Source organism: Pseudarthrobacter defluvii (assembly GCF_030816725.1).
GTDB lineage: Bacteria > Actinomycetota > Actinomycetes > Actinomycetales > Micrococcaceae > Arthrobacter > Arthrobacter defluvii_A.
Genome location: NZ_JAUSYG010000001.1, coordinates 4,470,910 through 4,486,062, shown reverse-complemented (window position 1 = coordinate 4,486,062; position 15,153 = coordinate 4,470,910). Strand labels below are relative to the sequence as shown.

The window sequence follows — 15,153 nt, the reverse complement described above, 5'->3', positions numbered from 1 at the left end:
AGTGGTGGAGCGTGTGGGTGGAGAAGTCTCAGGGTGCATGGTGGTCCGCCGGTTCGTGGACCACCAACATGTCCTCATCCAGTTCCCCGTCGGGGAAGAAGCAGGCGAACCGCTGGTCCGTGGCCGATGCAGCGGCTTCCAGGGGCGGTTCCAGGGTGAGGCACTTTTCCTGCTTGGCCGCCGGCAGCGCCGCGAACACAGGACAACGCGTGGCGAAGTTGCAGCCTTTGGGCGCCTGCAGCGGCGAGGGCAGGTCACCCTGGAGGATGATGCGTTCGCGGGTGCGTTCCAGCTGCGGGTCCGGCACGGGGATGGCGGAGAGAAGCGCACGGGTGTAGGGGTGGCGGGGGTTGTCGAACACCCGGTCCACGGCTCCGATCTCCACGATTTTCCCGAGGTACATGACGGCCACGCGGTTGGAGATGTGGCGCACCACGGACAGATCGTGCGCCACCAGGAGGTAGCTCAGGCCCAGTTCGGCGCGCAGGTGGTCCAGGAGGTTGATGACCCCGGCCTGGACGGACACATCCAGCGCCGAAACCGGCTCATCCAGGACCACCAGCTTGGGGTTCACGGCTAACGCCCGGGCAATCCCGATCCGCTGCCGCTGGCCGCCGGAGAACTGGTTGGGGAAGCGGTTGACGTGGTCCGGCTGAAGGCCCACCAGCCGCATCAGCTCCATGATCCGCTTCTTGATGGCGGGGCGGTCCATGCCCGCGTTCTGCAGCGGCTCGGCCAGGACTTCGTACACAGTGAACCGCGGATCCAGGGCGCCCGTGGGGTCCTGGAACACCATTTGGAGTTCGCGGCGCATTTTCGCCTTGGTCTTGGCGTCGGCCGCCTGCTTGTTGCTGAGGCCGCCGATCACCACCTCGCCGTCCTGGTCCGGATGGAACTCCATGATTTCCAGCAAGGTGGTGGTCTTGCCCGACCCCGACTCCCCCACGATCGAGAAGCACTCGCCTTCGCGGATGTCGAAGCTCAGCCCGTCCACGGCCTTGACGGTGCCGATTTTGCGCTTGATCAGGGCACCCCGGGTCAGCGGGAAGTGCTTCCGCACGTCCCTGAGCTGCAGCACCGTGGACCGCTCGGCGCGGGGAATCGCGTCGAAGCGGGACACCGGGACCGGCGGGGCGGCGAACACGTCGAGGACGTCCACGTCCCCGCCCAACGCGTCGGACTTGATGCAGGCGGCGCGGTGCAAACCCTGGCCGTCGACGGGTGCCAGGGCAGGCTCGCCCTCAAGGCATGCGTCCGACGCCAGGGGGCAGCGGGGTGCGAACGAACAGCCGGTGGGCGGGTGCAGGAGGTTCGGCGGCATGCCTTCGATGGGAACCAGCGAGGTCTTTTCCGCCACGTCCACCCGCGGAACGGCGCCCAGCAGGCCCAGGGTGTAGGGCATGCGCGGGTTGTAGTAGATGTCGTCCACCGCCCCGGTCTCCACGGGCTTGCCCGCGTACATGACCATAATGTCGTCCGCCATTCCAGCCACGACGCCGAGGTCGTGCGTGATCATGACGACGGCGGCTCCGGTTTCCTCCTGTGCCGTGTGCAGTACCTCAAGGACCTGCGCCTGGATGGTGACGTCCAGGGCGGTGGTGGGCTCATCGGCGATCAGGACGCGGGGATTGTTCGCGATGGCGATGGCGATCATGACGCGCTGGCGCATGCCGCCGGAGAATTCGTGCGGGAAGGCCTTGAGCCGTTCCTTTGGACTGGGGATGCCCACCATGGCCAGGAGTTCGACGGCGCGCGCCTCCTTGGCTTTGTTGCTCATGGTGGGGTGGTGGATGGTCAGCGCTTCGATGATCTGGGTGCCCACGGTAAAAACGGGCGTGAGGGAGGACAGGGGGTCCTGGAACACCATGGCAAGGTCATTGCCGCGGTACCGGCACATCTCTTTGTCGCTGAGCCCCAGCAGCTCCCGGCCTTTGAGCCGGACGGAGCCCGAGACCTCCGCCGTTGGCGGGAGGAGCCCCATGATGGCCAGGGAGGTGACGGATTTGCCGGAACCCGATTCGCCAACGATGCCCAGCGTCTTTCCGGGCATCAGGTCAAAGTCGACTCCCCGGACCGCATGCACCACGCCGTTCTCGGAATTGAACCGGACGTTCAGGTCGCGGACCGACAGGACCGCGTCGGTAGGGGCATGAAGTCCCGCCACGTGCAGGCGCTCGATGTCCGACCGCACTGGTTCGGTGGCTCCGGTGGTGGTTTCGCTGCTCATGCCGTCTTCTTTTCCGCGGTAATTTTCCGGACCCTGGCCTTTTTGGCCTTGCCGATGGAACTGGAGCTGGGGTCGAAGGCGTCGCGTAGGCCGTCGTTCATCATGGCCAGGGATCCGGTCAGCAGGAACATGACGGTGAGCGGAACCCAGAACATCCATGGGAAGGTCTGCACCTGGGATGTTGCGCCGCCGATCAGGACGCCGAGGCTCACGTCCGGGACCTTGATGCCGATGCCGATGAAGGAAAAGGCCACTTCGGCGAGGATTGCCGCGGTGACGCCGCGGGTGATGTCCAGGATCAGCAGCGAGCCGATGTTGGGCACCAGGTGCCGCCAAACGATCCGGCGCGGCGGGACTCCCATGTACTGCGCCGCCTTGACGAAGTCCCGCTGCATGAGGGACATGGACATGGAGCGGATCAGGCGGGCGGTTCCCATCCAGCTGAATACCAGCAGGACGATGATGAGGAGCAGCCACGAGGGAAGGTCGCGTTTGAGGCCGGCGCCTCCGCCGCTGGTGGCCACCGCCACCACCAGGAGCGCCGGCATCATGATGAGCGCTTCCAGGATGAACAGCATGACCTTGTCCACCTTGCCGCCGAAATACGCCATGCTGCAGCCGTAGACCGCGGCGATCAGGACCGAAACCAGGCCCACCACCAGGCCGATCAGGATGGAGATCCTGGTGCCCTCGACAGTCATGGCGTAGAGGTCGATGCCCGCCTGGGAGGTACCGAGGTAGTGGTCGGCCGACGGCGGCATCCCGATGTTGAAGGGGTCGATGGTTTCCTTGTCCCACTGGGTGAAGAAGCCGCCGATGAAAGAGAAAACCGTCAGGGCCAGGAAGATGGCCAGGCCGGCCACTGCCGTCTTGTTGCGCAGGAAGCGGCGGAAGATGATGGTGTTTTTGCCGATGACGACGTCGGCATTGTCCAGGTGCGCGTCCTGCGCCACGGCTGCCGGGTCAACGGCGTTCAGGTTGGTCATGGCTACTGCACCCGCACTCTCGGGTCGACAAGCGTGGTGGCGAAGTCCGCCAGGATGGCGCCAATGGCGAAGATCACGGAGCCGTAGGCCAATGTGGCCGTGGCGGCATTGACGTCCTGGAGGGAGATCGCATCAATGCTCCAGGAACCGACGCCGGGCCAGGCAAAGATTTTTTCGGCGAAGAAACCGCCGGCGAAGATGGCCGGGATGGTGAAGGCGATGCTTTGGGCCACCGGGATGAAGGAGACACGGAGTGCGTGCCGGGCGATCGCCTGGTTCCGGCTGAGCCCCTTGGCACGGGCAGTCCTGACGAAGTCGGCGTTCACGTTGTCAAGCAGGTATTGCCGCTGCGCTATCTGGTAGGCGCCCCAGCCCACCAGGGTGATAGCCACCGTGGGCACCACGTAGTGCGCCAGCAGGTCAATGAACTGGGGCCACCCGGGCGCAACGCCTGGAGTGGAGATGCCGGTGACAAAGAAGATGCGGTCACCGACGGATTCGTTGATGCTGATGGCGCCCAGCTGCACCAGGAAGTAGGCGATGGGTGCGGGCACGATGTAGGCGAGGTAGCTGTAGGACGTGATGGCGCGGTCCTGGAACTTGTACTGCCGTGCCGCCGAATAAACGCCAAGGGCGACGCCGATCACCAGGGTCAGGATGATGGACGCCAGGAAGAGCCGGGTGGAGATCCAGACCCTGTCCCCGAACTCGGCGTTGATGTAGGCGCCGTTGGGGCTGCGGCCCCAGTCCCAGCGGGTGACGATTCCGGTCAGCCAGTCAACGTAGCGCTCCCATGGGCTGAGGTCCGGGTCCAGCCCCTTCAGCCGCATGGAGTTGGCCACCTGTTCCGGGGTGGGACGGGGGATCCGCTCCTGCTCGAGGAGGGCCGGCTTAAGCGAGCTGACAGCCAGGAAGTAGCCGGCGGACGTGGTGAGGAAGATCATCACGACGTACGTGATGCCGCGCTTGGCGAGGTACTTGAGCATTGGCGCTGCTGGATCCTTCCGTCTTCCCGGACAAGCACGGGTTGTGCCGCCTCACCGGGTCCTGCACCAGCGGGTAGCTGGCATCCCGCGGCCTTGGGGGCTGGCCCTGGTGGACTATGTCGCGGGTCACATTCCAGAGGAAACTATCACAAGCGCCAAGCTGAAAAGCGCGGTATTCCCCTGAAACCGGCGCGCCGTATCAGATCGTTATGAACAGTTCTGTGAAGTTGGTGTGACTGGACGCGCGCACTTTCCAACGGGTACTATGCGCGCGTTACAATACGTGTCACAAGCTCCCGCCATGAGTTGGCAAGCCGCTCACTTGTCACTCCATGCTCACGGATGAGGTACAGGAGCCGTTCGGGGTCCAAGGTGGCGGTAAGGGAACCGGCCATCAACCAGGGGTCCGCGGACCCTGCCCCCGCTTCCCGCAGCAGCATCTCCACGTGCTGGTTCCAGAGGGCCACGGCAGGGACCTCGAACCGCCCACGGGAGCCATGGCCCGCAGCGAGGACCAGGTCCCCATACTCCACGACATAGGCAATCCGCTCGGCGCCGAAGGCGACCAGCCGTTCGAGGGGCGCCGCGCCTGGCCCAAGGGGCGGCGGGCCAAAGAGGAAACGGGCCTGAAAGGCGGCCTCCGAGTCGTTCAACAGGCTCAGCATCAGTCCGGCCCGGCTGCCGAAACGGCGGAAGACGGTGCCCTTGCCCACACCCGCATGCTCCGCCAGACGGTCCATGGTGAGCGCCGCGGCGCCGCCCTGCTCGATCAGTTGCCGGGCGGCCAACAGGAGGCGCTCCCTGTTCCGGGCGGCATCGCTGCGCTCCGCGGCCGTTACCGGCACCCTCTCCGGCCGCATTGGGATGGAACTCACAAGGACAGTGTAGCCAGAGGGAATAGAAGCGGACCGCGGTCCGTTTAGTCTGGGTGAAAGGCTCCCCGAGCCTGAAGTATGACCGCACACGGCCCCCGCCGTGCCCCTAGCCAGGAGTTCCCATGACCAAGAGCACCGTACTGACCCTCGTCGGCAGCCTCCGCACCGAATCCACCAACCAGAAGCTGGCCGAAGCCATCCAGCTCAACGCGCCGGAGCAGGTGGATGTAGTGATCCACGAAAGCCTGGGCAACATCCCGTTCTACAACGAGGACATCGACGTCGAAGGCAAGGTCCCGGCCGCCGCGGCGGCGCTGCGCGCCGCAGCCGAAGAGGCCGACACCGTCCTGCTGGTCACCCCCGAGCACAACGGCACCGTCCCGGCCGCCCTGAAGAACGCCATCGACTGGCTGTCCCGCCCCTTCGGTGCCGGCGCCCTCGCCGGCAAGCCGACCGCCGTCGTCGGCACCGCTTTTGGCCAGTACGGCGGCGTGTGGGCCCAGGATGAGGCACGCAAGGCGGCAGGGATCGCCGGCGCCAAGGTTCTGGAAGACGTCAAGCTCGCCGTTCCCGGCTCCATGGTGCGCTTCGCCGAAGTCCACCCGAAGGATGACGCCGATGTCGTGGAGCAGATCAAGGGCGTTTTCGACGTCCTGACCGCAGCCGCACCGGCCGCCTAGCCGCTCCCGCAGCACGCAATGCCCGGTACGCCCTAAGCGTGCCGGGCATTGGCTGCTTAAGAGCGTTCCTGGAATGCCGTGACCAACTCTTGTCCCAACCGGTACCTTGCGGACATCCGCGGCGCGGGAGGCAGCCGTAGCGTTAATCCACTGGAACTACCGGATCGGATTGCGGTGCCCCATGGCAGAAAAAAGACGCTCGGACCGCTGCGGGCCCAGCGCCATGGCGGCTGCGGGCTGCCTGGCCCTGCTGCTGGCCGGATGCAGCAGCCAGCTCCCGCTGACAGATCCACCCCTGCCCGCACAAGGTGGCCCCGGGTCCAGCGCCGCCCCACTGGCCCTCCTGCCCGCCACAACTTCCGGTACTGAAGCGGGGGGCGCCGCGGTGGGGGCTTCCCCGCTCCCGGGCAGCAGCACCGAGGCTACAGCCGCGCCCGTCACGGCGTACTTCGTGTTGGTGGACGACGGCGGCAGGCACGGCGTCCGCTTTGGCTGCAATGACAGCCTGGTCGGCGCGGCCCGGGCCGGCGGGGCGGGGGACGCCAGGCTTAAGGCCGCGGTCAGCGCCCTCCTGGACGGAGGGGGCCAGCCAGAGAACCTGTACAACGCGCTTGGCACCTCCCGCTTGAGGTTCCTGTCCGGCAGTTTTGACGGTACTACGGTCACGGTCTATCTGGCAGGCACCCTCAATCCCGGCGGTGCCTGCGATCTTCCCCGCGTGGAGGCCCAGCTCACCCAAACAGCCCTGGAGGCCGTGGGCGCCGTCAAGGCTGCGATCTATATCAACGGCGAAAGCTTGGCAGATTACCTGAAGCTGAGGTAGGAGCGGGTGAATCAGCAATCAACAGCCGTTGCTTTGAGAGCAACAGCGGACTGTATCCTGACACTGTGACCCACGAAACACTTGACGCTTCGGCAGGCACGCTGCCGGCGGAGGCCATCGATGCGATCGAGCGTGCCGCCACCTCGGCGCACCGCCATGAGGAGCTCTTCTCCGAGCGCGCGGCCAACATCCACCAGTCGGCCGTGCGCGACGTCTTCGATATTTCCCTGCGCCCCGGCCTGGTGTCACTGGCCGGGGGAAGCCCGTACCTGCAATCGCTTCCCCTCGACCGGCTGGCGGCGACGGCTGCGAAGATCATCGCCGAGGACGGCCTGAGTGCCCTGCAGTACGGCGCCGGGCAGGGAACCGAGGAACTGCGCGCGCAGATCTGTGAGGTCATGGCCGCCGAGGGCATCCTGGATGCCCACCCCCGCAACGTGGTGATCACTGCGGGTTCCCAATCTGCGCAGGATGTTGCCACGAAGCTCTTCTGCAATCCCGGCGACGTGGTGCTGGTGGAGGACCCCACGTATGTGGGCGCATTGAACACTTTCGAGGCTTACCAGGTCCAGGTGGAGACCGTGGAGATGGACCAGTACGGCCTGGTTCCCGAGCTGCTGGAGGCCCGCATCGCGGCCCTGCAACTCGCGGGCAGGAGCATCAAGTTCCTGTACACCATTCCCAACTTCAACAACCCGTCCGGCATCACCCTCGCCAAGGAACGCAGGCAGCAGGTGGTGGACATATGCCGGAGGGCGAATATTTTGGTGCTGGAGGACAACCCCTACGGCCTGCTTCGCTTCGAGGGGGAACCCCTGGCTCCGCTGCGCGCAGCCAATCCTGACGACGTGATCTACCTGGGCTCCTTTTCCAAGATCTTCGCTCCCGGCCTCCGGATCGGCTGGGCCTTGGTTCCGGAGCACCTGCAGCGCCGCTACTACCTCGCGGCTGAGTCGGTGACGCTCTGTCCTCCCGCCCTGAACCAGATGCTGGTGTCGGCCTACCTCAGCGAGTACGACTGGAAAGGGCAGATCGAGACTTATCGCGGGCTGTACGCCGAAAGGTGCCGGGCCATGTTGGCCGCGCTCAAGGAATACATGCCCGCCGGAACCACCTGGACCAGCCCGCAGGGCGGCTTCTTCGTCTGGGTGACCCTGCCCGAGGGCGTCGACACCTACCCGCTGCTGCACAGGGCGATCGACGCCGGAGTCGTGTTTATCCCGGGAGCCGCCTTCACGCCGTCGGACGAGCCGTCCAACAAACTAAGGCTCGCCTTCAGCGCCGTGCCTCCCGACGCCATTGCCGAGGGAGTGCGCAGGCTGGCGCCGGTGCTGCAGGAAGCCATCGCCGCGCTGTAGCGTAAGCCACACGGAAGCCGTAAACCGAGCAAAGGAGCATGCATATGGGTGGAATCATCGTTGTAGGTGTTGACGGCAGTGAGACCGCGAAGCGGGCAGCCGAATCGGCCAGGAACCTGGCTGCAGGGCTGGGCGCTTCGCTGCACGTTGTGTCGGCCTTCGACAGCGACCGGACCGAAGTGTTCGGCAGCGGCAGCGACCGGTGGATCGTCTCGGATGCGGACGCCGCGGAGCAGGTGGCGCGGACGGTGGCGGAATCGCTGGGGCGCGACGTGGCCGTCACGTATTCAGCGGCGCGCGGACGCCCCGCCGATGCCCTCATCAAGGAGGCCGTGCGCATGGACGCACGGGTCATCGTGGTGGGAAACCGGCGCATGCACGGCATCGGGCGGGTGCTTGGAAGCGTGGCCAACAGCGTGGCCCACAACGCCCCGTGCGACGTGTACATCGCCAACACCTACGACGCCGACTGAGGCGCAACCGGCGGACGTAACCCAGGACACCCCCTGCGGTGGCGGAGATCGCTGCAGGGGGTGTCCGTTCTCACCGCCCTATCACCGTTTCAGCTGCATTCGCAACGATAAAATTGGATGGGCCCCCAAAGGCGTGGACACTGACGAATCCACCCCGAGCGAAGGGCTCCCCTTGATTACTTTGCAGCGCCGCCAGCTTGTTGGCCACGACATCCTCCTGGCCCGCCACGGCAACCACATCAGCTCCATGCGGGTGGACCGCAGTAACGACAGGGTGGTTGCACTGCTGGACGACGGCAGCCTGGACAGCGCACCGAACCTCATCACTCCAAATCTCCAGCTGCCCCAGACCGTGCGCAGCGTCCTGCGTGAGGACTGGAAACTGCTGAGCGCCTGGGCCGGCATGGCCGCCCTGATGGCGGTCCTGATGACTGGCGCCGCGGTAGCCCTGGGAGCCACCGCTGATCCGGCGGTGCTTGACGCCCTGACCGCGTACAACGCTTACTAAAGCCGGCAAGCCAGGCACGCGGGGTGCCGGACTGGGGCTTCAGCGCACCAGCCAGCCCTGCAACAGCCACCACATTCCGGCCATCACCACGCCGCCGAAGAGCGAACCGGCCACCACCTGCGCCAGCGAGTGCGCCCTCAGGACCACGCGCGACCAGCTGACCGCTGGAGCCAGGAGCAGCAGCGGCGCCCACGCCGGGCCCAGCATCAGGACGTATACGACGGCGGCGCAGGACATAGCGGCGGCGTGCCCGCTCATCTTCCAGAATGGGCTGACCGCGGCCAGCACGGCGACACCGCCCACCACCGCCAGGACCATGGCCACCACACTCGGCGGCGTGTCCACGGCGTTGAGCACCAGCAGGCCCACGGCGATGCAGCCCAGCGCCATCAGGAGCACAGGCGCCCGCTGCTTCCGGTCACTGACGTGGTGGTCCGTCACCTTCCCCAGCCGGACCAGGACCAGCAGCACCACCAGCGGAAGCACGCACACAAAGAGGGCCGCCAGCGCACCGTAGCCGATGCTCCGCGGGAAGCCCGCCTCCGGGAGCGGACTGAGCAGCAGCTGGAGGGAAACCACCACCGGCGGCTGGAGGACCTCCGTCAGCCACCTGGCAGTACGGTTTTTAATCCGGATGGTCCCGCTGCTTACCGCCACTCCCTGTTCCACGCCGCCTAGTCCAGGAGGAGCGCAGGCTCTTCCAGGATGGCCGCGACGTCGGCCATGAAGCGGGCGGACAAGTCACCGTCCACCACGCGGTGGTCGAAGGATCCTCCCAGCGTGGTTATCCACCGGGGAATCACCTCACCGTCAAGGACCCAGGGCTTTTGCTTGATGGTTCCGAAGGCCACGATGGCCACTTCGCCCGGGTTGATGATCGGGGTACCCGTGTCGATGCCAAGGGCGCCGATATTGGTGATGGTGAGCGTGCCGCCCTGCATCTCCGCCGGCTGGGTCTTCCCGGCACGGGCGGTGGTGGCCAGGTTGTTCAGGGCCAGGGCGAGTTCCTTGAGCGACAGGTCCTGGGCGTTCTTGATGTTGGGCACCATGAGGCCGCGCGGGGTGGCCGCGGCGATGCCCAGGTTCATGAAGTGCTTGACCTGGATCTCTGCGGACCCGTCTCCGTTGTCCACCCAGGCGGCGTTCACGCTGGGGTTCCGGGCGGCCGCCCAGATAACGGCCTTGGCCAGGATGAGGAGCGGTGAGACCTTGATGCCCTCGAAGTCCCGGGAGGCCTTGAGCCGCTTGACGAATTCCATGGTGCGGCTGGCGTCAACATCCACGAAGATGCTGACATGCGGTGCTGCGAACGCCGATTCCACCATCGCCTTGGCCGTTGCCTTGCGGACGCCCTTGACCGGAATCCGCTCCACGCGCTGGTCCTGCGGTTTCCCTGCCTTGCCCCAGAAGCCGTCCGCCTTGTCCAGCTCGGCGTCGCGCTGCGCCTGGTAGCTCACCAGGTCCTCGCGCGTTACCTCGCCCCGGGAACCGGTGGCCACGACGTCGGCCAGGTCAATGCCCAGGTCGCGGGCGATCTTGCGGACAGGGGGCTTGGCCAGGACCCGGTTGACCAGCCCGGTGATGGTGCCGCTAAGGGTTGGCCGGTTGTCGACGGCGGCAGGTGCCGCGGCGGACACCTCCGCCGGGCTGAGCGGCTGCACCGGCTCAACCTCCGGGGCGTTGACCGTTACGGCAGCGGCCGGTGAGGTCTTGCGCGGGCGCCGCTTGACGGCGTCGGCCTTGGGACCGGAACCCACCAGCGGACCGCCGGCCGGGGCACCGCCGCCAGTGCCGCCGTCGACCGTCCCGTCCCCTGCCGCATCCTCAGAAAGCTTTCCGTAGAGCGGCTGCATCGCTTGCACTGGCTTCACGGGCGCCTCCGGTGCGCGGACGTCTGCGGGAGTGGGGTCCCCGGAAACTTCGTCGCTGACGCTGATGATGGCGGTCCCGACGTCGACAGTCACCCCTTCCTGCACCAGGAGTTCGGTGACGGTCCCGGCATACGGGGACGGCAGTTCCACGATCGACTTTGCGGTTTCGATCTCGCAGATGACGTCGTTGATCGCTACGGCGTCGCCCGGCTTGACCTTCCAGGAGACGATTTCCGCCTCGGTGAGGCCCTCGCCGACGTCGGGCAGGTTGAACTTGTTCAGGGTCATGGTGTCCTCAGTAGGAGAGGGCGCGGTCCAGCGCCTCCAGGATGCGGTCGATGTCCGGAAGGTAGTCTTCCTCCACCTTGGCAACGGGGTAGGGCATGTGGAATCCGCCCACGCGGATCACCGGGGATTCGAGCGAGTGGAACGCCCGCTCGCTGATCCGGGCTGCGATCTCGCCGCCGATTCCGCCGAACGTGGGGGCCTCGTGCGTCACGATCAACCGGCCGGTCTTTTGAACGGAAGCGGTGACGGTGTCGAAGTCGATCGGGGAAATCGAACGGAGGTCGATGACCTCGACGCTCCTGCCATCCTCCTCCGCCGCGTTGGCGGCCGCCAACGCCACGGGAACCAGCGGTCCGTAGGCCACGATGGTGGCGTCTGCCCCTTCGCGGAGCACGTGGGCCTTGAACGGATCCTCCGACGGCCCGGCCGCGTCAATGTCAACGTCGCCCTTGAGCCAGTAGCGGCGCTTGGGTTCGAAAATGATGACGGGGTCCTGGCACTCCACGGCCTGCTGGATCATCCAGTAGGCGTCATGGGGGTTGGACGGTGTGATGATGCGCAGACCAGCGGTGTGGGCGAACAGAGCCTCCGGGGATTCGGAGTGGTGTTCAATGGAGCCGATCCCGCCGCCGTACGGAATGCGGATGACCACGGGCACGCTGAGGTTGCCGCTGCTGCGCGAATGGATTTTGGCGAGCTGGGTGGTGATCTGGTTGAAGCCGGGGAAGACGAACCCGTCGAACTGGATTTCACAGACCGGGCTGTACCCCCGCAGGGCAAGGCCTATGGCGGTGCCGATGATGCCGGACTCGGCCAGCGGGGTGTCCACCACCCGGTCCGAGCCGAATTCGCCGATGAGCCCGTCCGTGACCCGGTAGACGCCGCCCAGGGGTCCGATGTCCTCCCCCATCAGCAGCGATTTGGGGTGGGCGGCCAGGGTGGCGCGCAGGCCTTCGTTGATGGCCTTCGCGATCGTCATGGTGGTCATCAGTGGCCTGCCTTTGCTGCCTGCCCGGCGGATTCTTCGTCGCCGGCGAATCCTGCGCTGTATTCCTCGAACCACGCCAGTTCCTCGGCCACCAGCGGGTGTGCCTCCCTATAGACATTGGCGAAGGCCTGGCGGATATCCGGGTTTTCAAGATCATGGGCGGTGCGGCGGACGTAGGCGGCCAGCTCATCGCCGTCGGTCTTGACCTTGGCGAAGTAGGCGTCGTCCGCCAGGCCTTCGGCACGCAGGTACTTCTCCAGCCGCGCCAGCGGGTCCTTGGCGCGCCAGGCGTCTTCCTCCGCCGACTGCCGGTACTTGGTGGGATCGTCTGCCGTGGTGTGCGCCCCCACCCGGTAGGTGAACGCCTCGATCAGGACCGGGCCCTTGCCCTGGCGGGCGTGCTCGAGCGCCCACTCCGTGACGGCGTGCACGGCAATCACGTCATTTCCGTCCACCCGGATGCCGGGGAACCCGTAGCCCTTGGCCCGGTTTGAAAGCGGCACACGGGTCCTGGACGTTGGTGGGCACCGAGATGGCCCAGTGGTTGTTCTGGCAGAAGAACACCACGGGGGCCTTGTAGGAGGACGCAAAGACCATGGATTCATGGACGTCGCCTTCGGAGCTGGCGCCATCGCCGAAGTAGGCGATGACTGCGGCATCCGGCTGCCTGCCGCCTGCATCCGACGTGGCGGCGAACTTCTGGTCCCGCTGAATTCCCATCGCGTAGCCCACTGCGTGGAGGGTCTGTGCGGCCAGGACCAAGGTGTACAGGTGGAAGTTGGTGTCCTTGGGGTTCCATCCACCGTTGGAAACGCCCCGGAACTGGCGCAGGAGTTCGGCCAGGTCCACGTTGCGGGTCAGCGCAACGCCGTGTTCCCGGTAGGTGGGGAAAATGTAGTCCTGCGGCTGACTGGCCCTGCCCGAGCCAATCTGCGCCGCCTCCTGGCCCGTAAGCGGCACCCACAGGGCCAGTTGCCCCTGGCGCTGGAGAGCGGTGGCCTCGACGTCGAATCGGCGGATGGCGGCCATGTCGGCGTAGAGGCCGCGGAGGTCCTCCGGGGTGAGTTTGTCCGCGTAGCCGCTGAAGACCGCGTCGGACCCCAGCTTCCCGTCAGGGCCGAGCAGCTGCACCATCGGGGCAGGGGGCTCGCCCATGACGGCCTCAGCATCGGCTTCCCGCTGGTCGTCTACCGCTGTTCCGTCGAACTCGGTGGAAGGCAGATGAGTGCCCATACCGTCTCCTTGCTTGCCGCATCCGGATGCAAATGCGATGTCGTGAGGATATATGCCTTACCGGGAATACATTCCCTTTACGGCATATACATTGGCTTACTGATCCTAACTTTATCTTTGGTAAGTAGCGGGAGGGCTACTTGTTAAGTGCTAGGAAGTTGCCGGCGCCTTTGTATAGTCGGCACACAACTGGAGGAATCGGGAGTTCGCCTCGGGTTCCCCGATGCTGACCCTCACGCCCTCCCCCGCGAACGCCCGCACAGACAGCGCCCTGGTGCCTGCAAACTCGGCGAACGCTGCACTTTCGGCGCCGAGGGCGAGCCAGACGAAGTTGCCCTGGGCATCGGGAACGGCCCAGCCGAGTTCCCGGAGACCGGCCTGGACGCGCGTCCGCTCATCCACCAGTCTTTGTACCCTTTCCACAACCTGGCCGTAATTCTCAAGGGAGACGATTGCCGCTTTTTCCGCTATTTGGGAGACGGCGAAAGGCGTGGCGGCCACCCGAAGGTATTGGGTCAATTCCGGATGGGAGACGCTGTAGCCAACCCGGAGCCCAGCCAGGCCGTGGGCCTTGGAGAACGTCCGAAGCACCACGACGTTTGGGTATTTGCGGTAAAGCCCGATTCCGTCCACCGCATCTTCGGCCCGGACGAACTCCTGGTAAGCCTCATCGATGACCACCACGACGTCGGCGGGGACGGACCGGATGAAGGCTTCGGTTTCCGCCGCGGTGAGGGCCGGTCCAGTGGGGTTGTTGGGTGTGCAGAGAAGGACCACTTTGGTGCGGGCAGTCACGGCTGCGGCCATGGCTGCGAGGTCGTGCCGCCCCTCGGCGGTGACGGGAACCTGCACGCTCTCGGCGCCCGCCAGGCCCACACTGATCGGGTAGGCCTCAAAGGAGCGCCAGGCATAGATGACTTCGTCTGCCTTGCCGTCCTCGTTCTGGCCGGCAAAGGCGGCAAGGATCTGGTTCAGCGCACCCAGGCTTCCAGCTCCGGTCACGATGTCCTCGGCAGGCACGCCAAGAAAGTCTGCAAGCGCCGCACGGAGCTTGCTGCTCAGGGGATCCGGATACCGATTGAAGTCTGCCTGGTTGGCGATGGCGGCCAGCACCGCCGGAATCGGTGGGAGCGGGTTTTCGTTGGAAGACAGCTTGTAGCTGGCCAGTCCGCTGACAACCGCCGGCGGCTTTCCGGCGGCGTAGCGGGGCAGCCGGTCCAGCACCGGGCGCGGTGCAATTCCGCCCGCCCTGGTTTCAGATGAAGTCATGGCCCCTAGCCTACTTCCAGCCCCCGAAGGGATCAGGGGAGCAAACGGCAGAAATTCATTGCCCGCCCACAGCCGCCCGGCAAGGCGGTATGGAAGCATAGTGGCATGGGTTCCCTCATCCTTCGGGTCGTCGTCAATGCCGCTGCGCTTTGGGCCGCCAGCTGGGTCCTGCCTGGCATGGACATCACCAGCACTGCTGCATCCGATGCCGTGGCCAGGACCGGCATCTCGCAGGACACCGGGACCATTGGGATTGTCCTGGCCTACCTCTTTATTGGACTTATCTTCGGCGTGGTGAACGCCTTCGTCCGGCCTCTGGTAAGGCTCCTTGCACTTCCCATCACCATCCTGACGCTCGGCCTGTTCGCGATCATCATCAACGCGGCCATGCTGTACCTGACGGCCTGGATCAGCAGCTATACGCCGGTGCACCTCACCATTGATTCCTTTTTCTGGACTGCGGTCCTGGCTGCGATCATCATTTCCCTTGTTTCGCTGGTTGCCGGTTTGCTGCCGGGCGGCCGGCGCTGACCTCCCTGCCGCGATCGGCCCGGACTTGCCGGGACTTGCCGGGACTTGCCGGCCTTG

Annotated in this window: 14 protein-coding genes and 1 pseudogene; 6 read left to right on the top strand and 9 right to left on the bottom strand. The window is 65.8% G+C overall.

Translation table 11 applies throughout. The features are described 5' to 3' along the window. Positions 1-28: 28 nt before the first annotated feature. The 4 genes from QF031_RS20975 to QF031_RS20960 form a co-directional block, all read right to left on the bottom strand. Entirely contained in the window at positions 29-2,227 is a 2,199-nt protein-coding gene (locus QF031_RS20975; protein ID WP_307432823.1) for an ABC transporter ATP-binding protein, read from the bottom strand. Continuing rightward, positions 2,224-3,213 (bottom strand): ABC transporter permease, encoded by a 990-nt coding sequence (locus QF031_RS20970; RefSeq protein ID WP_307432820.1) that lies wholly within the window; start codon positions 3,211-3,213, stop codon positions 2,224-2,226. Before QF031_RS20970 ends, QF031_RS20975 begins: the two co-directional genes overlap by 4 nt. Positions 3,214-3,215: 2 nt before the next feature. Next, entirely contained in the window at positions 3,216-4,199 is a 984-nt protein-coding gene (locus QF031_RS20965; RefSeq protein WP_307432817.1) for an ABC transporter permease, read from the bottom strand. Positions 4,200-4,462: 263 nt separating this feature from the next. Next, positions 4,463-5,074 carry a TetR/AcrR family transcriptional regulator gene (locus QF031_RS20960; RefSeq protein WP_307432815.1) on the bottom strand — a complete coding sequence of 204 codons (612 nt, stop codon included), beginning with the start codon at positions 5,072-5,074 and terminating at the stop codon, positions 4,463-4,465. 122 nt (positions 5,075-5,196) lie between these two features. Between QF031_RS20960 and QF031_RS20955 the strand changes: the two genes are divergently transcribed. From QF031_RS20955 to QF031_RS20935, 5 genes are all read left to right on the top strand, one after another. Next, the gene (locus QF031_RS20955; protein ID WP_307432812.1) at positions 5,197-5,754 is read left to right on the top strand and encodes an NAD(P)H-dependent oxidoreductase; all 558 of its coding nucleotides are present in this window, start codon (positions 5,197-5,199) and stop codon (positions 5,752-5,754) included. 181 nt (positions 5,755-5,935) lie between these two features. Next, positions 5,936-6,577: a GerMN domain-containing protein gene (locus tag QF031_RS20950; protein ID WP_307432810.1), complete on the top strand. Its 642-nt coding sequence runs from the start codon at positions 5,936-5,938 to the stop codon at positions 6,575-6,577. A gap of 65 nt (positions 6,578-6,642) precedes the next feature. Then, positions 6,643-7,935, top strand: a complete 1,293-nt coding sequence (locus QF031_RS20945; RefSeq protein ID WP_307432807.1) for an aminotransferase-like domain-containing protein — start codon at positions 6,643-6,645, stop codon at positions 7,933-7,935. Between the two features lie 44 nt (positions 7,936-7,979). Next, positions 7,980-8,408, top strand: coding sequence for a universal stress protein (locus QF031_RS20940; protein WP_307432804.1), 429 nt, complete (start codon positions 7,980-7,982; stop codon positions 8,406-8,408). A 172-nt stretch (positions 8,409-8,580) separates the two neighbouring features. Further along, the gene (locus QF031_RS20935; protein WP_307433562.1) at positions 8,581-8,916 is read left to right on the top strand and encodes a hypothetical protein; all 336 of its coding nucleotides are present in this window, start codon (positions 8,581-8,583) and stop codon (positions 8,914-8,916) included. A gap of 39 nt (positions 8,917-8,955) precedes the next feature. Here the strand turns inward: QF031_RS20935 and QF031_RS20930 are convergent, their stop codons facing one another. From QF031_RS20930 to QF031_RS20910, 5 genes and pseudogenes are all read right to left on the bottom strand, one after another. Next, complete coding sequence (locus tag QF031_RS20930) at positions 8,956-9,585, bottom strand: phosphatase PAP2 family protein (RefSeq protein WP_370874546.1); 630 nt, start codon at positions 9,583-9,585, stop codon at positions 8,956-8,958. Positions 9,586-9,590: 5 nt separating this feature from the next. Next, positions 9,591-11,075 (bottom strand): dihydrolipoamide acetyltransferase family protein, encoded by a 1,485-nt coding sequence (locus QF031_RS20925; RefSeq protein WP_307432801.1) that lies wholly within the window; start codon positions 11,073-11,075, stop codon positions 9,591-9,593. 7 nt (positions 11,076-11,082) lie between these two features. Further along, positions 11,083-12,063 (bottom strand): alpha-ketoacid dehydrogenase subunit beta, encoded by a 981-nt coding sequence (locus QF031_RS20920; RefSeq protein ID WP_307432799.1) that lies wholly within the window; start codon positions 12,061-12,063, stop codon positions 11,083-11,085. Beyond that, positions 12,063-13,296: pseudogene (gene pdhA, locus QF031_RS20915) on the bottom strand (pyruvate dehydrogenase (acetyl-transferring) E1 component subunit alpha). Before pdhA ends, QF031_RS20920 begins: the two are co-directional and overlap by 1 nt. Positions 13,297-13,446: 150 nt before the next feature. Then, complete coding sequence (locus tag QF031_RS20910) at positions 13,447-14,565, bottom strand: histidinol-phosphate transaminase (protein WP_307432796.1); 1,119 nt, start codon at positions 14,563-14,565, stop codon at positions 13,447-13,449. A gap of 105 nt (positions 14,566-14,670) precedes the next feature. On the opposite strand from QF031_RS20910, the gene QF031_RS20905 reads away from it, so the two are divergent. Then, entirely contained in the window at positions 14,671-15,096 is a 426-nt protein-coding gene (locus QF031_RS20905) for a phage holin family protein (RefSeq protein WP_307432792.1), read from the top strand. The last annotated feature ends 57 nt before the right edge of the window (positions 15,097-15,153 follow it).